Annotated in this window: 19 protein-coding genes; 8 read left to right on the top strand and 11 right to left on the bottom strand. The window is 71.8% G+C overall.

Features of this window, described 5'->3' with window-relative positions; translation table 11 throughout:
* Positions 1 to 49 precede the first annotated feature (49 nt).
* The gene (locus tag AC5L38_RS13120) at positions 50 to 400 is read right to left on the bottom strand and encodes a histidine triad nucleotide-binding protein (RefSeq protein WP_495243120.1); all 351 of its coding nucleotides are present in this window, start codon (positions 398 to 400) and stop codon (positions 50 to 52) included.
* Between the two features lie 283 nt (positions 401 to 683).
* On the opposite strand from AC5L38_RS13120, the gene AC5L38_RS13115 reads away from it, so the two are divergent.
* Together AC5L38_RS13115 and AC5L38_RS13110 are read left to right on the top strand one after the other, a co-directional pair.
* A complete protein-coding gene (locus AC5L38_RS13115) occupies positions 684 to 1,163 on the top strand; it encodes a SigE family RNA polymerase sigma factor (protein ID WP_043655278.1) in 480 nt (159 codons plus the stop codon).
* Complete coding sequence (locus AC5L38_RS13110) at positions 1,160 to 1,861, top strand: hypothetical protein (RefSeq protein WP_495243039.1); 702 nt, start codon at positions 1,160 to 1,162, stop codon at positions 1,859 to 1,861. The genes AC5L38_RS13115 and AC5L38_RS13110 overlap by 4 nt, the downstream gene beginning before the upstream one ends.
* Before the next feature lie 218 nt (positions 1,862 to 2,079).
* Here the strand turns inward: AC5L38_RS13110 and AC5L38_RS13105 are convergent, their stop codons facing one another.
* From AC5L38_RS13105 to hrcA, 3 genes are all read right to left on the bottom strand, one after another.
* Positions 2,080 to 2,811: a 16S rRNA (uracil(1498)-N(3))-methyltransferase gene (locus AC5L38_RS13105; protein WP_495243038.1), complete on the bottom strand. Its 732-nt coding sequence runs from the start codon at positions 2,809 to 2,811 to the stop codon at positions 2,080 to 2,082.
* 72 nt (positions 2,812 to 2,883) lie between these two features.
* Positions 2,884 to 4,026, bottom strand: a complete 1,143-nt coding sequence (dnaJ, locus tag AC5L38_RS13100) for a molecular chaperone DnaJ (RefSeq protein ID WP_495243037.1) — start codon at positions 4,024 to 4,026, stop codon at positions 2,884 to 2,886.
* A gap of 14 nt (positions 4,027 to 4,040) precedes the next feature.
* Complete coding sequence (gene hrcA / locus AC5L38_RS13095; RefSeq protein ID WP_389912045.1) at positions 4,041 to 5,054, bottom strand: heat-inducible transcriptional repressor HrcA; 1,014 nt, start codon at positions 5,052 to 5,054, stop codon at positions 4,041 to 4,043.
* 182 nt (positions 5,055 to 5,236) lie between these two features.
* On the opposite strand from hrcA, the gene AC5L38_RS13090 reads away from it, so the two are divergent.
* Genes AC5L38_RS13090 through AC5L38_RS13080 form a run of 3 tightly spaced genes read left to right on the top strand, consistent with a single transcriptional unit; the run spans position 5,237 to position 7,610 of the window.
* Entirely contained in the window at positions 5,237 to 6,001 is a 765-nt protein-coding gene (locus tag AC5L38_RS13090) for a hypothetical protein (protein ID WP_495243036.1), read from the top strand.
* Between the two features lie 58 nt (positions 6,002 to 6,059).
* Entirely contained in the window at positions 6,060 to 6,875 is an 816-nt protein-coding gene (locus tag AC5L38_RS13085) for a DUF3097 domain-containing protein (RefSeq protein ID WP_495243035.1), read from the top strand.
* Between the two features lie 24 nt (positions 6,876 to 6,899).
* Complete coding sequence (locus AC5L38_RS13080) at positions 6,900 to 7,610, top strand: DUF4870 domain-containing protein (protein ID WP_495243034.1); 711 nt, start codon at positions 6,900 to 6,902, stop codon at positions 7,608 to 7,610.
* 25 nt (positions 7,611 to 7,635) lie between these two features.
* On the opposite strand, the gene hemW is transcribed toward AC5L38_RS13080, so the two are convergent.
* A complete protein-coding gene (hemW, locus tag AC5L38_RS13075) occupies positions 7,636 to 8,847 on the bottom strand; it encodes a radical SAM family heme chaperone HemW (protein WP_495243033.1) in 1,212 nt (403 codons plus the stop codon).
* 186 nt (positions 8,848 to 9,033) lie between these two features.
* On the bottom strand, positions 9,034 to 9,963 hold the full coding sequence (locus AC5L38_RS13070; RefSeq protein ID WP_495243032.1) for a hypothetical protein: 930 nt from the start codon (positions 9,961 to 9,963) through the stop codon (positions 9,034 to 9,036).
* Positions 9,964 to 10,108: 145 nt separating this feature from the next.
* Between AC5L38_RS13070 and AC5L38_RS13065 the strand changes: the two genes are divergently transcribed.
* Complete coding sequence (locus AC5L38_RS13065) at positions 10,109 to 11,386, top strand: glycoside hydrolase family 18 protein (protein WP_495243031.1); 1,278 nt, start codon at positions 10,109 to 10,111, stop codon at positions 11,384 to 11,386.
* A gap of 63 nt (positions 11,387 to 11,449) precedes the next feature.
* Here AC5L38_RS13065 and lepA read toward each other — a convergent pair whose 3' ends face one another.
* The gene (gene lepA / locus AC5L38_RS13060; RefSeq protein ID WP_495243030.1) at positions 11,450 to 13,288 is read right to left on the bottom strand and encodes a translation elongation factor 4; all 1,839 of its coding nucleotides are present in this window, start codon (positions 13,286 to 13,288) and stop codon (positions 11,450 to 11,452) included.
* A 74-nt stretch (positions 13,289 to 13,362) separates the two neighbouring features.
* Here lepA and AC5L38_RS13055 point away from each other — a divergent pair, with 74 nt between their 5' ends.
* Together AC5L38_RS13055 and rpsT are read left to right on the top strand one after the other, a co-directional pair.
* Positions 13,363 to 14,364: a hypothetical protein gene (locus AC5L38_RS13055; protein WP_495243029.1), complete on the top strand. Its 1,002-nt coding sequence runs from the start codon at positions 13,363 to 13,365 to the stop codon at positions 14,362 to 14,364.
* A 168-nt stretch (positions 14,365 to 14,532) separates the two neighbouring features.
* The gene (gene rpsT / locus AC5L38_RS13050) at positions 14,533 to 14,805 is read left to right on the top strand and encodes a 30S ribosomal protein S20 (protein WP_389912078.1); all 273 of its coding nucleotides are present in this window, start codon (positions 14,533 to 14,535) and stop codon (positions 14,803 to 14,805) included.
* Between the two features lie 163 nt (positions 14,806 to 14,968).
* Here rpsT and holA read toward each other — a convergent pair whose 3' ends face one another.
* From holA to AC5L38_RS13030, 4 genes are all read right to left on the bottom strand, one after another.
* Entirely contained in the window at positions 14,969 to 15,940 is a 972-nt protein-coding gene (gene holA / locus AC5L38_RS13045; RefSeq protein ID WP_495243028.1) for a DNA polymerase III subunit delta, read from the bottom strand.
* Positions 15,941 to 16,151: 211 nt separating this feature from the next.
* On the bottom strand, positions 16,152 to 18,611 hold the full coding sequence (locus AC5L38_RS13040) for a ComEC/Rec2 family competence protein (RefSeq protein WP_495243027.1): 2,460 nt from the start codon (positions 18,609 to 18,611) through the stop codon (positions 16,152 to 16,154).
* Positions 18,612 to 18,819: 208 nt separating this feature from the next.
* Positions 18,820 to 19,698 carry a ComEA family DNA-binding protein gene (locus AC5L38_RS13035; RefSeq protein ID WP_495243026.1) on the bottom strand — a complete coding sequence of 293 codons (879 nt, stop codon included), beginning with the start codon at positions 19,696 to 19,698 and terminating at the stop codon, positions 18,820 to 18,822.
* A gap of 106 nt (positions 19,699 to 19,804) precedes the next feature.
* Positions 19,805 to 20,674, bottom strand: coding sequence for a DegV family protein (locus AC5L38_RS13030; RefSeq protein WP_495243025.1), 870 nt, complete (start codon positions 20,672 to 20,674; stop codon positions 19,805 to 19,807).
* Positions 20,675 to 20,755 lie beyond the last annotated feature (81 nt).

Here is a 20,755-nt window from a genome sequence, read left to right as displayed (position 1 = left end):
ACTTCAACGCCATGCTAGCCGCGATCGACAAGATCGCGCCTACCGGTTTTCAGCCGGGCGGCCACTGCAGGCCACGCCCGCCGAGAACGTGTCCGTGCACGTGGAAGACGGTCTGGCCGGCCGCGGGCCCGGTGTTGAACACCAGCCGGTAGCCCGGCTCGGCGATCCCCTCCTGCCGGGCGACCTCGTGGGCGGCCTTGATCACCTCGTCGGCCAGGCCGTGGTCGGCGGCGGCAAGGGCCGCCGCGTCCCGGTAGTGGCCTTTGGGGATCACCAGCACGTGGGTCGGCGCCTGGGGGTTGACGTCGCGGAAGGCCAGCGTTCGATCGGTCTCGTAGACGATCTCCGCGGGAATCTCCTTGGCCACGATTCTGCAGAACAGGCAGTCGGCTTCGCTCACCATGCAGGCACCATACCGCTGAGGACGTTGCGAATCGGTGATGGTTCCCGTCCGCAAACAAAGATCCACCCAGATATGGTGGGTGTGCAAAACTTCAACCACGACAGCCCTTTGCGCGCAGCAATATATGGCCGCCTGGCGAGGACACGACTGGGTCATGCCCCCTAATGAACCGGAAGAGCGTAAACCCTCTGGGAAGGCCAAGCGTCCCACTGATGTGACCACCGAGACCCTCGTGGCCGACAGGTCGCTCGGGGCGGTGCCCGTCGGATGGGATGCCGACATGGCCGTTACCGCGCTCTACAGCGCGCACTATCGGTCTCTTGTCCGTCTCGCCGTCTTACTCGTCCGCGATATGGCAACCGCGGAGGAGGTCGTGCAGGACGCGTTCGTCGCCATCCATGGCGCCTGGCGTCGACTGCGCGACACCGACAAGGCACTGGCCTACCTGCGACAGTCGGTCGTCAACCGATCACGTTCGGTGCTTCGGCACCGGGCGGTCGTCGAGAAGTACGCGCCCAAGGGCATGCCCGACGCGCCGAGCGCCGAGAACGGGGCGATCGGCGAGTTCGAGCGTTCCGCCGTCATCGAGGCGCTTCGCGGGCTGCCCGCACGCCAGCGGGAGGCCCTGGTCCTGCGTTACTACGGAGACCTGTCCGAGGCGCAGATCGCCCATGCGATGGGCATCAGCAAAGGCGCGGTCAAGAGTCACACGGCTCGCGGGATGGCCGCCCTACGAACCTCACTGGAGCAACTGTCATGACCGACTCCCCGGATGAGTACGGCGAGCTGCTTCGCCGCGCGCTCAGCGCGGAGGCGAACTCGGTCGTTCCCTCCCCGGACGGGCTGGAGGTGATCCGCGGCCGCATCGAGCGGCGCGGGATCCGCCGGCTGGTCTGGTGGCGCGCCGGAGCCTCCGTCGCGGGCGCGGTCCTCGTCGCGGCGACCGTCGTCATGGTGGTTCCCCAGTTCCGCGAGGAGGTGGGCCGTCAGGTGAGGTCCGGGGTGGTCAACTTCACCGAGTCGACCCCGCCCGTCGACGGGTCCGCCACCTCACGCCCCCCGGCGTCCGCCTCGCAGCCGCCGTCCGATCATGCCCCGCTCCCGGCCGCCACCAGGTCCGAGCCCGGCGCCACCATGCTCTCGCCGAGGCCCGCACCGTCCAGGAGCGCGGCGCCCAGCGCGCGGCCGACCTCCAGGGCGACCCGGGCGCCCGCGGCTTCCAGCCCGACGCCGACGCCGACCCCCACCTGCCCCACCCCCCTCGACAGCCCCACCGTCGAGCCCAGCGGGATCATCAGGAAGTGCGAGGAGATCGAGGCGACACCGACGCCGACGCGGACGAGGCCGGCCCCCTCGGAGAGCCCGTGCTCGCCCGACGGGTGCGCGCCCTCGGACGACGTGTCGCCCCCCCTGCCCACGGAGGTGGGCACCCCGATCCCGCTCCCCACCCAGAGCTAGCGCGGTGACCGGTCACGGCGGCCCCTGACCGGTTCTCTCGCCGCCCTCCTCGTGGGGCGTGCCCTCTCAGAAGGTCTTCTCGCCCTTTTCGCGGGACGGGTCATCGGAGGTGTCACGCGACGGATCCACCGGGACCGGCGGCCACCGGAAGGTGACCGCCGAAAGACGACGCCGGAGGGTGACCGGCCGCGCACCGGCGGGATGTCACCGGCGGGATGTCACCAGCGGCCACTGCGCGTCTGGAGCACCGCCGCGGCGACGACCCCGGCCGTCGAGGTGCGCAGCACCGTCGGCCCGAGCAGCGCCGGCACCGCCTTGGCCTCGCGGAACGCGGCGATCTCCTCCCCCGACACCCCGCCCTCGGGGCCGACCACCACGACGATGTCGCCGCCGGCCGGAAGGGACAGCCCGGACAGCGGGGCGGCGGCCTCCTCGTGCAGCACCACACCCAGCGCCGCCGCCGACAGCAGGGCGGCGACCTTCGCGGTGGACGCGAGCTCCGTCACCTCGGGCAGGTGGAAGCGGCGCGACTGCTTGCCCGCCTCGCGCGCCGTGGAACGCCAGCGGGCCAGCGACCTGGCCGCCCGCTCGCCCTTCCACTGGGTGACGCACCTGGCCGCGGACCAGGGGACGATCACGTCGACCCCCGCCTCGGTCATCATCTCCACGGCCAGCTCGCCCCGGTCGCCCTTGGGCAGGCCCTGGACCACGACCAGGCGCGGCGAGGGTACGGGAACGTCGTGGCGGCGCAGCACCTCGACCCGGAGCGAGTCCTTGCCCGCCTCGGTCACCACGCACTCGGCGACGGAGCCCGCCCCGTCGGTCAGGTCGAGCCGCTCGCCCGCCCGCAGCCGCCGTACGGCCGCCGCGTGGCGCCCCTCGGGACCGCCGAAGACGAACGCCGGCCTGGCCAGGTCGGCGGGGTCGGCCAGGAAGACCGGGACGGTCATGGGCCGTCGGGGCGGACCCGGCCGGGACGGCCCGGCCGGGCCTGTGAGCGGGCCGGTTCAGCGGCCGTCGAATCAGCGGCCATTGAAGGCGTCGCGCAGGCGGGAGAAGAAGCTCTGCTGGCCGGGGGCGAACTTGCCCGGCGGGCGCTCCTCGCCGCGGAGCCTGGCGAGCTCCTTCAGGAGCCCCTCCTGCTCGGCGTCGAGGCGGGCGGGGGTCTCCACGTTCACGTGGATCAGCAGGTCGCCGCGGCCCGTCTCGTTCAGGCGCTGCACGCCCCGCCCGTAGAGCGGGATCGTCTGCCCCGACTGCGTGCCGGGGCGGATGTCGAGCTCCTCGGCGCCGTCGAGCGTCTCCATGGTCAGGATGGTGCCGAGCGCGGCCGCGGTCATCGGGATCTGCACGGTGCAGTGCAGGTCGTCGCCGCGCCTCTCGAAGATCTCGTGGGGGCGCTCGACGATCTCCAGGAACAGGTCGCCGGGCGGGCCTCCGCCCGGGCCGATCTCGCCCTCGCCGGCGAGCTGGATGTGGGTGCCGTCCTCGACACCGGCCGGGATGCGGACCTTGATGGTCCGGCGGGTGCGGACCCGGCCGTCGCCGGAGCACTCCTGGCAGGGGTTGCGGATGATCGACCCGAAGCCGCCGCACTGGGGGCAGGGGCGGGAGGTCATGACCTGGCCGAGGAAGGACCGGGTGACCTGGGACACCTCGCCCCGGCCGTGACACATGTCACAGGTGTCGGGGTGGGTGCCGGCCGCGGCGCCGGAGCCCGTGCAGACGTCGCAGACCACGGCGGTGTCGACGACCAGCTCGCGGGTCGTGCCGAAGCCCGACTCGCGCAGGTCGAGCTCGACCCGGATGGTGGCGTTGCGCCCGCGCCGGGCACGGGAGCGGGGGCCGCGGCCACCGCCGCCACCGGCCGCGCCGAAGAAGGCGTCCATGATGTCGCTGAAGGGGAAGCCCGCGCCGAAGCCTCCGGCTCCCGCGCCGCCGCCCGAGGCGAACGGGTCGGCCCCCATGTCGTACATCTGCCGCTTGCTGGAGTCGGACAGGACCTCGTAGGCCTGGGTGATCTCCTTGAAGCGTTCCTGGGTCTCGGGGTCGGGGTTGACGTCGGGATGCAGCTCGCGCGCCAGGCGGCGGTACGCCTTCTTGATCTCCTCCGCACTGGCGTCGCGGCGCACCCCGAGGGTGCCGTAGTAGTCGCTCTTAGCCACTTTTCGTTGACCTCTTATGATGCAGCCAGGATCTGGCTGACGTAGCGTGCCACCGCGCGCACCGCGCCCATCGTGACCGGGTAGTCCATTCGCGTCGGGCCCAGCACACCGAGCCGGGCCAGTTGCTTGTCCCCCGAACCGTATCCGGCGGCGACGATGGACGTGCCCTGGAGTCCGGTGTAGGGGTTCTCCGAGCCGATCCGCACGGTCAGCGCCGAAAGGTCCGAGGTCTCACCGAGCAGTCGCATCAGCACGACCTGCTCTTCCAGGGCCTCCAGCACGTCGCGGAGGCCGACGGTGAAGTCGGCTCCCGCGAGGTTGGCGGCCCCGGCAAAAACGATCTTCTCATCATGCCGGTCCACCAGGGATTCCAGCAGCACTGACAGGATAGTGGCAGCGAGCGGCCGGTCCTCCGTGGGCAGCCGCTCCGGCAGGTCGGCGACCTTGTCGGGGACGCTGGTGAGCCCGCACCCGTCGAGGGAGGCGTTGAGCATCGCGCGCAGGTGGGCCACGCGCTGCTCGTCGACGACGCTGGACAGCTCGACCACGCGCTGCTCGACCCTGCCGGTGTTGGTGATCAGGACGAACATCAGCCGGCGCTCGCTCAGCGGCACCAGCTCGACGTGCCTGACCGTCGAGTGGGTCAGCGTGGGGTACTGCACCACGGCGACCTGCCGGGTGAGCTGGGCCAGGAGCCGTACCGTCCGCATGACGACGTCGTCGATGTCCACCGCGCCCGCGAGGAAGCTCTCGATGGCCTTGCGCTCCGCGCTCGACAGGGGTTTCACCTGCGAGAGCCTGTCGACGAAGAGCCGGTAGCCCTTGTCGGTGGGCACCCGGCCGGCGCTGGTGTGGGGCTGGGCGATGTAGCCCTGCTCCTCCAGCACCGCCATGTCGTTGCGGATCGTCGCCGGGGACACCCCGAGGTTGTGCCGGTCCGCGAGAGCCTTCGAACCCACCGGCTCGTTGGTGGACACGTAGTCCTCGACGATGGCGCGGAGCACGGCGAGCTTTCGGTCGTCGACCAACGTGGTCACCTCCCTGCCTGCGTTCAGAGGGAAACACGAGGTTTGGCACTCTGTGTTCCCGAGTGCCAAGTGTACGGCCCCGGTGCGGAAGGCGCGATAAGCAAGAGCTGCGGATGATGACGGCAAGCCGTTGTCAAGTCAACTGCTATCGCGATCCAAGCGGCACCCACCACAATTTGGGCATGTCCCAAGATTTCGGTTCTTATCCGGGCGATGCCTCCCGCAACCCCGGTCACGGCGCCCCCCAGCAGCCGTATGGCCAGCAGCAGTACGGTCAACAGCAGTACGGCCAGCAGCCCCCCTCGTACGGTTACGCGCCCCCCGGTTACGGCGCCCCGCAGGGACCGCCCCCGCCCAGCGGGAAGATCAAGCCTGGCATCGGGTGGATCGTCGGGGCATGGCTGATCGCCCTGGTCAGCATCATCGTCGGCATCGGCGGCTTCGCCGGCGGCCTCGTCGGCGCGGTCACCGACGCGGCGCCGACGCAGACGTTCGCCCCCGGCCAGGCCACGACGGTGAAGATCGATCCCGCGGACAAGCCGGCGATCTACGTCGCCACGGGCGGCCCCACCCAGTTCGAGTGCACGCTGAAGGGCGGCACGGGCACGCCCAGCCTGCAGAAGCCCGACATCCAGCAGACCGTCGCGGGGTCCGACGGCGTCACCTGGGAGATGGGCCTGCGGGTCGGCGTGGACCAGGCGGGCGACTACCAGGTCCAGTGCTCCGCCGAGCCCGCGGAGGGCACGACCTTCGGCCTGGGCAAGGAGCTGGCCGCCGACTCGCTGGTGGGCGGGGTGCTCGCCCTGTTCCTGATCCCCGCCGTCGGGATCCTGCTGGCCATCGTCGTGACGATCGTCGTGCTGGTGAAGCGGAGCAACGCCCGCAAGCGCCGGGCCGCCGCGGTGCCGGTGGGGCAGTGGGGACAGCCGGGACCCTACGGCGGGTGACGGTGGTGTTTGCTAGCGTCCCACCTGATCCCCGGGGAGAGAGGGTGGGCGGTCGGTGATGTACGAGCGTGACGTTCTGGCGGGAGACTGGCGGCGCCCGCGCAGGGGGACGATCCCCCAGGTGCCCGCGGAGCTCGACCTGGTCGTCGAGGACGCCGACGGCGGCTTCTGCGGCGCCGTGGTGGCCTGCGACAAGGAGGCCGTCACCCTGGAGGACCGGTTCGGGCGCCGCCGGGTGTTCCCGCTGGAGCCGGCCGCGTTCCTCCTGGAGGGCAAGGTGGTGACGCTCGTGCGGCCCGCCGCCGCGCCGCGCGCCCCCAGGCGGAGCGCGTCGGGCTCCATCGCGGTGGAGGGCCTGCGGGCCCAGGTCGCCAAGGAGAGCCGGATCTACGTGGAGGGCGTGCACGACGCCGCGCTCGTGGAGAAGGTGTGGGGGCACGACCTGCGGGTCGAGGGGGTGGTCGTGGAGTATCTGGAGGGCGTCGACCACCTGCCCTCGATCGTGGAGGAGTTCGGCCCGGGGCCGGGACGGCGGCTGGGCGTGCTCGTCGACCACCTGGTCCCCGGCTCCAAGGAGAGCCGGATCGCCGCGCGGGTCTCCTCGCCGCACGTGCTGGTCGTCGGGCATCCGTTCGTGGACGTCTGGCAGGCGGTCAGGCCGGATGTGCTCAAGATCCCTTCCTGGCCGTCGGTGCCGCGCGGCGTGCCCTGGAAGGAGGGCGTCGTCGCCGCGCTGGGCTGGGACGTGGAGCCCGGCGTCGCGTGGCGCCGCATTCTCGGATCGGTCACGACATACGCCGATCTGGAGCCCGAGCTCCTCGGTCCCGTCGAGGAGCTGATCGACTTCGTGACGGCTCCCGGCGAGGATGACTAGTCCGTCAATTCTTCAGGAGGGGACATGAGCGAGAACCCCGAGGACCCACCGGGCGACGACCGGACCCGGCGCATCGGCGACCCCCCGCCCGGCCACACGTGGCCCGGCCAGGGCGCCCCGCCCCCCGGCCAGGGCTACGGACAGCCGAACCAGGGCTACGGCCACCCCGATCCGGGACACGGGCAGCCCGGCCAGGGATATGGGCAGCCCGGCCAGGGCTACGGGCAGGACCAGAGGTACGGGGGCTACCCGCCGCCGCCCGCCTCCCCGTACGACGCGGGCGGCCATCAGAGCGGTTACCAGGGCGGTTACCAGCCCGGATACCCCGAGCACGGCGCGTACAACGCGTACAACTCCCACGGCGCCGCGCAGGGATACGGCTACCAGGCGCCGCCCGGCACGTACGGCCCGCGGCCCGGCAGCGACGACACCACCATGGCGATGCTCGCCCACCTGCTGGGCCTGCTGACCTCCTTCGTCGGGCCGCTGGTGCTCTATCTGGCGAAGAAGGACGAGTCGCCCTACGCGCGCGACCAGGCCGCCGAGGCGCTCAACTTCCAGCTCACGGTGTTGATCATCTACTTCGTCTCCTGGATCCTGGCGTTCGTGCTCATCGGCTTCGTGCTGATGTTCTTCCTCTGGATCGGCTCGATCGTCATGGCGATCGTCGCCGCGGTGGCGGCCAACCGGGGAGAGACGTACCGCTATCCGGTGAACATCCGCTTCGTCAGCTGACCCGGCCGGCCGCCGGGACCGGGCCTCAGGTGAGGTCGCGGACCAGGGCGTCGGCCAGCAGGCGGCCGCGCAGGGTGAGCACCGCGCGGCCCGCCTTGAACGGCTCCACCTCCAGCAGGCCGTCGGCCAGCGCGCGGGCCACCACCGGAGGGCGTTCCAGCTCCCGGAGCGGGAAGCCCTGCGCGAGACGCAGCTCCAGCATCAGCCGCTCCACCGCCCTGTCCCCCTGGCCCAGCACCTCGCGCGCGTGCGCGGGCGAGGTGCCCGCGGCCAGGCGCTGGGCGTAGGCGGCGGGGTGCTTGACGTTCCACCAGCGGGTGCCGCCGACGTGGCTGTGCGCCCCCGGGCCGACGCCCCACCAGTCGCCGCCGGTCCAGTAGAGCAGGTTGTGCCGGCAGCGCCCGGCCTCCGAGGTCGCCCAGTTGGACACCTCGTACCACTCGAACCCCGCCTCGGCCAGCATGGCGTCGGCGATCAGGTAACGGTCGGCGGCCACGTCGTCGTCGGGCATCGGGAGCTCGCCGCGCCTGATCCTGGCCGCCAGCTTCGTCCCGTCCTCGACGATCAGCGAGTACGCGGAGACGTGGTCGGGCCCCGCCTCGATCGCCGCGGCCAGCGAGGCGCGCCAGTCGTCGTCGCTCTCCCCCGGCGTGCTGTAGATCAGGTCGAGGTTGACGTGGTCGAACCCCGCCTCCCTGGCCTCTCGCACGGCCCGCGCGGGGCGGCCGGGGGTGTGGCGGCGGTCCAGCACCTGGAGCACGTGCTCGCGGGCGCTCTGCATCCCGAAGCTCATCCGGTTGAACCCGCCCGCGCGCAGCTCCGCCAGGTAGGCGGGGTCCACCGACTCGGGGTTGGCCTCGGTGCTCACCTCGGCACCGGGGGCGAGCCCGAACTCCTCGTCGATCGCCCGCAGGATCCGTACCAGGTCCCCGGCGGGGAGCAGGGTGGGGGTTCCCCCGCCGAAGAACACGGTCTCGACGGGAAGGCGCGTGGGGCCGAGATTGGCCCGCGCCCGCCGCACCTCGTCGACGGCGGTGTCCGCGTAGTCCTTCTGCGACGCGCCCGGGCCGAGCTCGGACGCCGTGTAGGTGTTGAAGTCGCAGTAACCGCACCGGGTCACGCAGAAGGGGACGTGGACGTAGAAGCCGAAGGGCCGCTCGCCGAGCCCGGCGAGCGCGCTCTCCGGCAGCTCGCCCGAGGTGGGTACGGGATCCCCGTCGGGAAGTGTGGATGGCACGCCCCAAGTCTGCCGCTTCCCCGGCGATGCGCGGTACGCCGGAGCTCAGGACCCTCCGTGACCGAATTCCGCCCCCTGCTGCGCGGTACGCCGAGCCCCGGGCACCTCAGCGACCGGCGCTCCCCCGGAACCTCTTCCCCCGCCGCGCGGTACGCCGAGGTCCGACGTGACCGGTGCTCCCGGGGGTCAGATCTCGTGCTCGTCCCGCACCGGCAGGCCGTACCGCCGGGCGAGGGGGTTCCACAGCTTCAGGAAGCCCCGCTTGGCCGTGGTCGCCTCGCCGGAGAAGGCCAGGCCCCGCCGGTAGTCCTCGTCGCCGCTCCAGGCACGGCCGCACCCGGCCTCCTGACGGGTCGCCCAGGCGAGGAACGCCTCGTCGGCGTCGAAGGAGGCGGTCAGGGCCCTGGTGAGGCGCGCCTTGACCGCGTCGCCGCCGTCGAGCTCGCCGGTGCTCAGCGCGTTGACCTGGACCACCTGCTCGCGGCGGGCGGCGGTGATCCGCTGGAGCGTGGCGAGCCCGGTGGCGGTGCCCTCGCAGGAGCGCAGCTGGTCGAGGGCCGAGCCGAGACCCGACCTGGAGCCGCCGCTGTCGGCGAGCAGGGCGTCGAGGACCCTGGCCTGGGTCTCGGCGTCCTGGGGCGCCTGGGGAGCCCGCCCCGCCGGGGGTGTCCCGGTCTCGGCCTCCGCCCGGTCGCCGCTCGTCGCCGCCCCGACGCCGCCCGCCACGGACGTGCCGCCGTCTCGCGGGACGAGCCGGAAGGCCCCGGCGGCGGCCAGCGCCGTCGCAAGGACCACGGCCGTCGCGACCAGCGGCCAGACCTTGCGATCCGCTCGGGGCGGGCGGTCCCGGCCCCGGTTCGGCGGGGGTTGCCAGGGCCGCTCGTCCCGCTGGGGAGGCCGCTCCTCCGGAGGGAGGTGCTGCTGCCAGTCGGCGGGATCCTGCCGCCACTCGCCGGGCGGGACCCGGGTCTCGCCCGGGGGAACGCCGTGCGAGGGCTGAGCCGGCGGGGACTGATTCAGCGGAGGCTGTCCCCCTGTCGACGCCCCGCACCTGGGGCATCGCGACAGCCCGCGTACAGGGGTGCCACATCGGTTGCAGAACGCCTGCTGCTCCATGCCTTACGAAGTTAGCCGAAGCACCCCGCCCTCCACCGGTCAAAACGCCGTTGGCCGTTGACGGCCAGATCACGCAGGTCTACGATCCGTGAAAACTTAAAGGAAAGTTTCCTATAAGTTACTATTCCAAGCAGTGGAGAAGCCCGTGCAGAGACTCCTCCGTAAAGTGATCGCGGCAGCCCTCGCCGCGGGTCTCGCGGCGGTGGCCTTACCGGCCCCGGCCCAGGCCCAGACCTCCCCGGGACACGGTGACCGCTACAAGCGGGTCGCCTACTTCATCCAGTGGGGCGTCTACGGTCGCAACTACCACGTCAAGGACATGGAGACCAGCGGCGCCGCCGCCAAGCTGACCCACATCAACTACGCCTTCGGCTTCGTCAACGCCGGGGGCGACTGCTACTCCCCCGACCCGTGGGCCGACTGGCAGCGCCCGGTGCCCGCCGAGCAGAGCGTGGACGGCGTCGCCGACGCCGAGGGCCAGGCGCTGAACGGCAACCTGAACCAGCTGAAGAAGCTCAAGGCCAAGCACCCCGGCCTCAAGGCGCTGATCTCCCTCGGCGGCTGGACCGGTTCGAAGTACTTCTCCGACGCGGTGCTCACCCCCGAGGGCCGCGCCAAGCTGGCCTCCTCCTGCATCGACCTGTGGCTCAAGGGCAACCTGCCCGGCACCGCGGCCGGCACCGGGGCGGGCGTGTTCGACGGCATCGACCTCGACTGGGAGTGGCCCGGTTCCTCCGGCGAGGTCGGCAACATCATCCGTCCCGAGGACAAGCGGAACTTCACCCTGTTCGTCACCGAGCTCCGCCGCCAGATGAACGAGTTCGACCGGCGCAGCGAGCTGACCGCCTTCCTGCCCGCCGCCGCCGCGAAGATCGACGCGGGCTTCGAGGTCCGCGACGTCTTCAGGCAGCTCACCTTCGCCACCGTCCAGGGCTATGACCTGCACGGATCGTGGGAGACCGTCACCGGCCACAACGGCAACCTGTTCAACGACCGGCGCGACCCCAACCCGGTGAAGTACAGCGTGGACCAGACCGTCCGCGACTACCTGACGCGCGGCGCGCCCGCCAAGAAGATCGTGGTGGGTGTGCCCGCGTACGGCCAGGGCTGGACCGGCGTCACCGGCGGCAGGAACGGCCTGTACGGCACCGCGACCGGCCCCGCTCCCGGCACCTTCGCCGCCGGAAGCGAGGACTACAAGATCCTCGTGAACAAGCCGGGCAAGCGCTACCGCGACCTGCTGACCGGGTCCGTGTGGCTCTACGACGGCAACGAGTTCTGGTCCTACGACGACCCGGCCTCGCTGCTCCAGAAGGCGGCCTACATCCGCCTGAAGGGCCTCGGCGGCTCGATGATGTGGTCCATCGACCAGGACGACAGCAAGGCGTCGCTCACCTCGGCGCTCTACAGCGTCCTGCGCTGAGCGATCCCCTCATACCGGGCGAGGCCGCAGGATCTGGGTCATCTGCGGCCTCGCCCGCACGTTCTACTTCTTGGCCTTGTCCGTGGACGACTCGGTGGACAGCGCGGCGACGAACGCCTCCTGGGGCACCTCGACGCGGCCGACCATCTTCATCCGCTTCTTGCCCTCCTTCTGCTTCTCCAGCAGCTTGCGCTTACGGGAGATGTCGCCGCCGTAGCACTTGGCGAGGACGTCCTTGCGGATGGCGCGGATGTTCTCACGGGCGATGACCCGGGCACCGATGGCCGCCTGGATCGGCACCTCGAACTGCTGCCTGGGGATGAGCTCGCGCAGCTTCTTGGCCATCTCGACCCCGTAGGCGTACGACTTCTCCCGGTGGACGATGGCGCTGAAGGCGTCCACGGCCTCGCCCTGGAGCAGGATGTCGACCTTGACCAGGTCCGACTCCTGCTCGCCCGAGGGCTCGTAGTCCAGCGAGGCGTAGCCGCGCGTACGGGACTTGAGCTGGTCGAAGAAGTCGAAGATGATCTCGCCGAGCGGCATGGTGTAGCGGATCTCGACGCGGTCCTCGGACAGGTAGTCCATGCCCTGCAGGTTGCCCCGGCGGTTCTGGCAGAGCTCCATGATGGCGCCGATGAACTCCGAGGGGACGAGCACGGTCGTCTTGACCATCGGCTCGAAGACCTTCTCCACCTTGCCGGTGGGGAACTCCGAGGGGTTGGTGACGACGACCTCCTTGCCGTCCTCCATGATCACCCGGTAGACGACGTTGGGCGCGGTGGAGATGAGCGAGAGGTTGAACTCGCGCTCCAGCCGCTCGCGGACGATCTCCATGTGCAGCAGGCCGAGGAAGCCGCAGCGGAACCCGAAGCCCAGGGCCGCGGAGGTCTCCGGCTCGTAGTCGAGGGCGGCGTCGTTGAGCTGGAGCTTGTCCAGGGCCTCGCGAAGGTCGGGGTAGTCGTCGCCGTCGATGGGATACAGGCCGGAGAAGACCATGGGCTTGGGGTGCTCGTACCCGCTGAGCGCCTTGACCGCCGGACGCGTCACGGAGGTCACCGTGTCGCCGACCCGCGACTGGCGGACGTCCTTCACGCCGGTGATCAGGTAGCCCACCTCACCGACGCCGAGCCCCTGGTCAGCGATCTTCGGCTCGGGCGAGATGACGCCGATCTCCAGCGTCTCGTGGGCCGCGGTGGTCGACATCATCAGGATGCGCTCGCGCTTGCCCAGGTGGCCGTCCATGACCCGGACGTAGGTGATCACGCCGCGGTAGGTGTCGTACACCGAGTCGAAGATCAGCGCGCGGGCGGGCGCCTCGGCGTCGCCGACCGGGGCCGGGACGTTCGCCACCACGTGGTCCAGCAGCTCGCGGACGCCGATGCCGGTCTTGCCGGAGACCTTCAGCACGTCCTCGGGCTCGCAGCCGATGAGGTGGGCGATCTCCGCGGCGTACTTCTCCGGCTGGGCGGCCGGCAGGTCGATCTTGTTGAGCACCGGGATGATCGTCATGTCGTTGTTCATGGCCAGGTAGAGGTTGGCCAGCGTCTGCGCCTCGATGCCCTGCGCGGCGTCGACCAGCAGGATCGCGCCCTCACACGCCTGGAGCGACCGGGAGACCTCGTAGGTGAAGTCGACGTGCCCGGGGGTGTCGATCATGTTGAGGACGTAGTCGGTGTCGCCGACCTTCCACGGGAGCCTGACCGCCTGCGACTTGATCGTGATGCCGCGCTCGCGCTCGATGTCCATCCGGTCGAGATACTGAGCACGCATGGAACGGTCGTCGACGACTCCGGTGATCTGCAGCATCCGATCGGCGAGCGTCGACTTGCCATGGTCGATATGCGCGATGATGCAGAAGTTGCGGAGCACAGCGGGGTCGGTCTGGCCAGGCTGAATGCGCACCGGGGTCCGTTTCAACAGATTGATGACGATCACACGGCTGGCATGCCAGCCGTCTTCCATGGTGACATGTCCGGGTGATTGCCCGGACCAGAGCACGGCGCGGCCTGCGGTTCCTCGCTATGGTGGCGGCCCTGCTCCTCGCGCTTCCAGGGGTGGCCGTGGCCACCCTCACCCTGCAGTTTACCGGGACACCCGCCCCATGGGCCAAGACGACCGGCCACGACGCCCTGTGGCTGGGCCACGCGTGGGTCGACGGCCGCAAGACGGCCGGCGACGTGCGCGCCCTCGCCGCCCGGCTGCGAAAGACCGGGATCAAGGACGTGTACGTCCACTCCGGCCCGTTCGACCCCGACGGGACACTGCCCGCCGGCAAGTACCCGAAGGCGGCCGACTTCCTGAAGTGGTGGCGCGAGGAACTTCCCAAGGTCAGGGTGTCGGCCTGGCTCGGCCAGAAGGTCGACGGCGTCCTGGACCTCGACGACGCGGCCTCCAGGCAGCGCGTGCTGGACGGCGCCCGCGCGATCACGACGCTCGGCTTCGACGGCGTCCACTACAACTTCGAGCCGATCGGCGACGGCGACACCGACTTCCTCGACCTGCTGACCCGGACCCGCGCGATCGTGGGCGACGGCCTGCTCTCCACCTCGACCCCGCAGATCGAGCCGTTCCCGCTCGTCCGCCCGGCGGCGCGCGCGGCCACCGGCCGCGACAAGTACTGGTCGCCCGGCTACTTCGGCCAGGTGGCGAAGCTCACCGACCAGGTCGCGATCATGACCTACGACTCCTACCTCCCCTTCCCCTCCGTCTACGGCGGCTACGTCGTGCGGCAGAGCTCGCTGGCGCTGGAGCTCGTCCCCGAGGGGAAGACGGTGCTGATCGGCGCCCCGGCCTATCACGACCACGGCGTGCCCTGGGCCGACGAGGCCGAGAGCGTCGAGAACGCGGCCAGGGGCGCCCGGCTGGCGTTGACCTCCTACGGCAGACCGCGCGAGCGTTTCGGCCTGGCGCTCTACGTCGACTTCGCCGCCACCAAGGAGGACTGGGCGGAGTACGAGAAGTTCTGGTTCAAGCCGTGAGGATTCCGGTCCGAGCCATCATCATCACACGCTAAACTGATCAGGCATCCTTCTGCCCGGCCCGTCGATTTGAGTGTCGACCACGGCAGTTGGTAGCCTAGTCAACTGCGTGTGGCGCGCCCTCTCTGCCCGCGCGCCCCATCCAACGACATTCACCGAGGCTTCTTCGTGGCGAACATCAAGTCCCAGATCAAGCGCAACCGGCAGAACGAGAAGGCCCGGCTGCGCAACAAGGCTGTCAAGTCTTCCCTGAAGACGGCCATCCGCAAGTTCCGCGAGGCCGCCGACCAGGGCAACGTCGAAGAGGCCGTCGTGCTGCAGCGCGCCGCCTCCCGCCAGCTGGACAAGGCTGCCAGCAAGGGCGTGATCCACCGGAACCAGGCCGCCAACCGCAAGTCGGCGATCGCCCAGCGCGCCGCCGCCCTGTCGGCCGCCAAGTAGTTCCAGATTTCGCGAACGCCGCACCCTTCGGGGATGCGGCGTTCTTGCGTCTCAGGCTCACTCTCCCCTGCACACCCGGCCCCGCCTCGCGTCTCTTCCCCGCGTGTCTGACGCCCCGTCCCGCGCGTCTCACCCCGGCTCTTCCCGATCCTCCCGGCGGCGCCTAGCGCCCCGTGCGGCTGGCGACCACGGTCTGGACCATGTGCTCCAGCGCGTACGCCGGGTCGGCTCCGCCACCCTTCACCTGGGCGTCGGCGAGGGCGGCGGCCTGGATCGCACGGGCGAGGCCCTCGGGACCCCAGCCGTTCAGCTGCCGCTGGACCCGCTCGATCTTCCATGGCGGCATGCCGAGCTGGCCGGCGAGCTGGCCGCCCCGGAGGTTGCGGGGAGCGCCTCCCACCTTGGCCAGCGAGCGCAGCCCACCGGCGAGCGCGCTCACCAGCAGGACCGGCGCCGTACCGGTCGAGAGCGCCCAGCGCAGCTGTTCCAGGGCGTCGCCCAGCCGCCCCTCGACGGCCGAGTCGGCCACGGTGAACCCGCTGACCTCGGCCCTGCCCCGGTGGTAGCGCGCGACGGCGGCCTCGTCGATCGTCTTGCCGGGGGTGTCGAAGGCGAGCTGGCTGCACGCGGCGGCCAGCTCGCGCAGGTCGTTGCCCACGGCGTCGAGGAGCGCGGCGGCGGCGTCGGCCCCGATGGTGCGGCCGGCCCGCTTCAGCTCCGCCTTGACGAACGCCAGGCGCTCGGCCGCCTTGGTCACCTTGGTGACGGAGACCACCTGGGCTCCGGCCTTCTTGAGCCCGTCGACCAGGGCCTTCCCCTTGACGCCCCCCGGGTGGACGAGGACCAGCACGGTCTCGTCCGCCGGGTGGGCCGCGTAGGAGACGACCTCGGCGATGACGTCCTTGCCGAGGTCCTGGGCCGAGCGGACGACCACCACGGACCTGTCGCCGAACAGCGAGGGCGACGTCATGCGGGTGAGCTCTCCGAGCTCCATCTTCGAACCGGGGAGATCGTGCACCTCGGCGGTCGGGTCGGCGGCCTTGGCCGCCGAGGTCACCTCGCTCACCGCGCGGTCGGCCAGGAGTTCCTCGTCGCCGAGTATCAGGATCACGGGTGCCGGATCGGTTGCCGCCATGTCGAGCAGCATGCCATGTCCCGGTGACCGGATGAGCCGCCGGCAAGTCGTTCGCAATCGGAATGCAGGTGCCGGGAGGCACCCTGAGAACAGCACAGGAGGTGAGAACCATGACAAACTCCACTATTCGCCGCCACGCCTGCCCGCGCTGCGGGACGTCCCTCGACGAGGGCCCGATCATGTACCGTTGCGCGCGCTGCAGCCGGTCGGTCTACGCCGCCGACGTGAACACCGAGTTCCGCCGTCCGGCCAGGATCGGGAGCTGACCCGCGCCTCCCGGCCAGAGCCGGGAACCGCCCCCCACCGCCCGGCCAGAGCCGGGGCCTGACCCCGCACCGGCCCCGTCCATCCGGACCGTCCGCCAGTGGGGCCCCGGGCCGCCCGCCAACGGGGCCGCGCGTCCCCGGGCGACGACGGCCAGAGCCCCCTCACGGACCACCACCGCGAGGTCGCCCGACAGATCCGTCCGGTAGGCGCGCACGCCGAGCCGGTGCAGCGCGGCCAGGGTCGACGAGGCGGGGTGGCCGTAGCCGTTGTCCGCCCCCACGCTGATCAGAGCGGCACGGGCGCCGGAGGCGGCGAGGAAGGCCGGGTCGTACCTGCCCGATCCGTGGTGCGGGACCTTGAGGATCTCGGCGGGCGGCAGGCCACGCCGGAGCAGCTCCGCCTGGGCCTCGGTCTCGATGTCGCCGCTGAGCAGAGCCGCCCCCGCCGCCCAGCGGACGTGCACCACGACGCTCGCGTTGTTGACGGCCGCCCCCTCCCCCGCTCCGGGCGGGGAGGCCTCGGCCGCCGGGCCGATGACGGTGAGCTCCGAGGGCCCGAACCGCCAGCTCGCGCCGGGCCTCGCCGCCCACTCGGCCACGTGGCGCCGGGCCAGATCAGCGCTCAGCCTCACCCCCTCGCGCTCTCCGGCACCGTGCGGGGTCACCACCACCGCTCCCACGGCGCGCCCGCGAAGGACACCGTCGAGACCGCCCACGTGGTCGAGGTGCGGATGGGTGAGGATGACCAGCGGCACCTCCCCGACCCCCATGGAGCGCAGGCAGCGGTCCACCGGCACCGGGTCCGGCCCCGCGTCCACCACCACGGCCCGCCCCGGCCCCGCCGCGACGAGCAGGGCGTCTCCCTGGCCGACGTCGCAGGCCACCAGCAGCCATCCGCGAGGCGGCCAGCGTGCCACGATCGGCACGGCCACCGTCACGGCGAGGACCAGCCCGGCCAGGGCCGCCAGGGCGATCAGTCGTGGCCGCCGGTGCCGCAGCACCAGCACGGCGAGTGGCACGGCGGCGGCCAGCAGGAGCAGCCCGGTGACGCCGCCCGGCCACGGGATCACGCCCAGCGGGAGCGCCGCGGTGTGCTCGGCCACCTCGATGATCCATCCGGTGGCCAGCCCCGCCGGACGGACCAGCAGCTGGGCGAGCCCCATGTGCAGGGGCGCGATCAACGCCACCGCGAAGCCGAGCAGGGTGGCCGGGGCCACGGCCGGGCCCGCGAGCAGGTTGGCCGGGATGGCCACCGGTGCGAGCTGCCCCGACATCAGGACCAGGACGGGGGTGACCGCGGCCTGGGCGGCGGCGGCCACGGCGGTCGCCTCGGCGAGCCATCGGGGCATGCGGGCCGAGAGCCGGTCGCGCCAGCCCGGGGCGAGGACCAGGATGCCCGCGGTGGCCGAGACCGACAGGGCGAAGCCGTAGGAGCGGGCGAGGCCGGGGACGAAGAAGACCAGCCCCAGGACCGTCGCCGACAGGGCCGCGACGCCGTCGCGCGAGCGGCCCGTGCCGAGGGCGAGGGCGGCGACCCCGCCCATCAGGAGGGCCCGCAGCACGCTGGGCGAGGGCCGGGCGACGACCGCGAAGGCGACCATGGCCGCCATCGCCAGCACCGCCCGCGCCGCGAGGGGCAGCCCGGCCGTCCTGGCCAGCGCGATCGCCGCCCCCGCCACGACGGCGAGGTTCGCGCCGGAGACCGCGAGGAGATGGCTGAGACCCGCCGCCTTGAAGTCGGCCTTGACCTGCTCGTCCATCCGGGACACATCGCCGACCACCAGGCCGGGCAACAACCCGCGCTGCGCCGGCGGCAACACGTCGGCCGCCTCCCGCAACCCCGACCTGAGCGCCCCGGCCGCGCGCTGCTCCCAGGAGGGCCCGCTCAGGACTCGTGGTGCCCCCCTGACCAGCACCACCGCCGCGAGCAGCTCTCCGGGGTCAGCCTTGCCGAAGCGCCCCCTGACCTCCACGCGCTGGCTGGGCAGCAGGGAGCGCCACTCCGCGCCGGAGGCGAACAGCACCACCGGGGCCCGCAGCGCCACCCTGCCCGCTCCCGTCCCGACCGACTCGACCCGGGCGGGCACCACGAAACCCTCTCGCGGGAAAGGCCCTCCTTTCTGCCTGGTCTCTCTGGGGTCGTCGGTCACCACCACCTCGGCCGTCGCCGAGGCGTTCCTGCCCGCGAGCTCGGCGACCGGCCCCGTGCCGACCGCGTGCACCCGGAACGCCACCGATCCCGCCACCGCGGCGGCGCACCCCAGGACCGCGATCACCGCGTTCCGCCGGCCCGTCGCCTCTCTGGCCCGGGTCAGGACGGCCACGGCCAGGGCACCCGCGGCCATGAGGCCGGCCGTCACCGCACCGGTCGCGGCCGAGCAGCCCAGCAGGACGAGAGCGGTCATCCACGAGACGGCCGCCGGCAGGACCAGCTGCGTGGCGTGCGCACGCCACCCCTTCCCGGAACCGTCAGAGTCTCCCGAGCCGCCCGGCCCGCCGGACCTTCCAGCCCGTCCGGGCTCTCCGAAGCCTCCGGACCCGCCGTGACCACCGGGGCCGTCCGAGGTGTCAGGGGCGGCGAGTGTGGTGGAGCTCGTCCTCGTGGCCGGGGCGTCAGACACGGGTCTTGTCACGCATCTCGGCGTACTTCCGGTCGCCTATCCCGCTCACGTCGCGGAGCTGCTCGACGGAGCGGAAGCCGCCGTGCGCGTCGCGGTATTCGACGATGCGCCGGGCGAGCACCTCGCCCACGCCCGGTAACTGCTCGAGCTGCTCGGGGGTGGCGGTGTTGAGGTCGACGACGGCGGTGGCGGGATCCGGGGGATTCACCGTGCCGGGCGCCGCCGCGACGGCGGCCGCGCCGGAAAGGCCGACGACGATCTGCTCGCCGTCGACGAGCCTGCGCGCGAGGTTGAGGGAACCCGTGACGGCTGTTCCACGGACACCCCCGGCCTCCTGGACCGCGTCGGCGACCCGCGAACCGCCGGGCAATGTGATCACCCCGGGGCGGCGGACCTTGCCCGTCACGTGGACGGTCAGTTCGGCGACCGGCGCGGACTGCTGCCGCGAAGCGGTGACGGGCGCCGACAGCGGGGACCCGGAAACCGGCATCGGCGGGGCCAGGGGCTCGGGCTCCGGCTGGGAGCGCCAGGCGTACACACCGCCCGCGACGGTGGCCACGAGGGCGACGAGCAGCAGGAGGCGCAGCCCTGGGCGGTCAGGACCGATCGCGGCCTTCTGGGTGGTCACGACCTTGCGAAGCGCCTCGAAGGACGGAGGGATCGGCGCCGAACGCGTACGCGCGAAGGAAGCGTCGTGAACGACCGCGTCCTTTGGCTCGGCCCGGCCGCCGGACCGCGCGTGCCTGCCCGCACACGGCGTGCCGTCCGGACGGCATGGCGGGGGCACCGGGTCGGGTGATCCGCTCCCGGTCAGGCTCCGCAGCCGCGACTCGGCTTGGAACCGCTCGGTGTTCTGGCCTGTGGTCCGCACCCGCAGGACGTTACGGAGGCGGCGGCGAGCACACTTTCACCGAATCGCGTTCTGTGGACAGCGGGCCGCACGGACCGGATCGGGTGTTCTCACAGACCGGTGAACCTCACGGATCGGCGGACACCAGGGGCTCTCCGGCGGAGACGGTGACGCCGAGCATGCCGGGGCCGACGTGTGCGCCGATCACCGGGCCGACCTCGACGACGACGACCTTGGCGAGGGAGGGAACACGCTGTCGCAGTCGTACGGCCAGAGCCTCCGCGCGGGAGCGGGCGGCGAGATGCTGGACGGCGATCTCCACCGGGTCCGTACCCGCGGCCTCGACCGCGAGGTCCTCGAGGCGGGCGATGGCGCGGCTCGCCGTACGGACCTTCTCCAGGGGGACGATCGTGCCGTCGGAGATGTGCAGGATCGGCTTGATCATCAGCGCCGAGCCGAGGAGGCTCTCCGCCGCGCCGATCCGGCCTCCCCTGCGGAGATACTCCAGGGTGTCGACGTAGAAGAAGCTGCGGACCGACTCCGCGCGGCGGCGGGCGGCGTCCGCCACCTCGGTCCGGGTCGCGCCCTTCGCGGCGGCGCTCGCGGCGGCGAGGACGGGGAACCCGAGGCCCATGGCGATGGACCTGCTGTCGACGACGTCGACCGGAACGGGGGAATGCTCCGCCGCCGCGCGGGCGGCCTCGACCGTACCGGACATCTCAGCCGACAGGTGGATGGAGACGATGCCGGCCGCGCCCCGGGCCGCCGCCTCGGCGTAGGCGTCCGTGAAGCGGCGCGGGGCGGGCATGGAGGTCGTCACCTGGCCCCGTTCCCGCAGCGCGTCGCCCACGCTCGTGCCCTCGGTCCGCGTCATGTCGTCGAGCGCCCTGCCTCCCACGATCATCTGGAGCGGCACCACGACGATTCCCCCGCGGGAGACCTCCTCCGGCGGGAGGTAGGCGGTGGAGTCCGTGACGACGGCGACCCGTGGAGACATGTCCAGAGGTTACGGGGTGGAGATCACACGAAGGAGACGGGGCCGGGTTCCTCCCCCGCGAAAACCGTGAACCTCGAAAAC

It is taken from the genome of Streptosporangium nanhuense (genome assembly GCF_059358815.1).
Note: the sequence above shows the minus strand (reverse complement) of the source record. Positions and strands in the feature narration are given on the sequence as shown.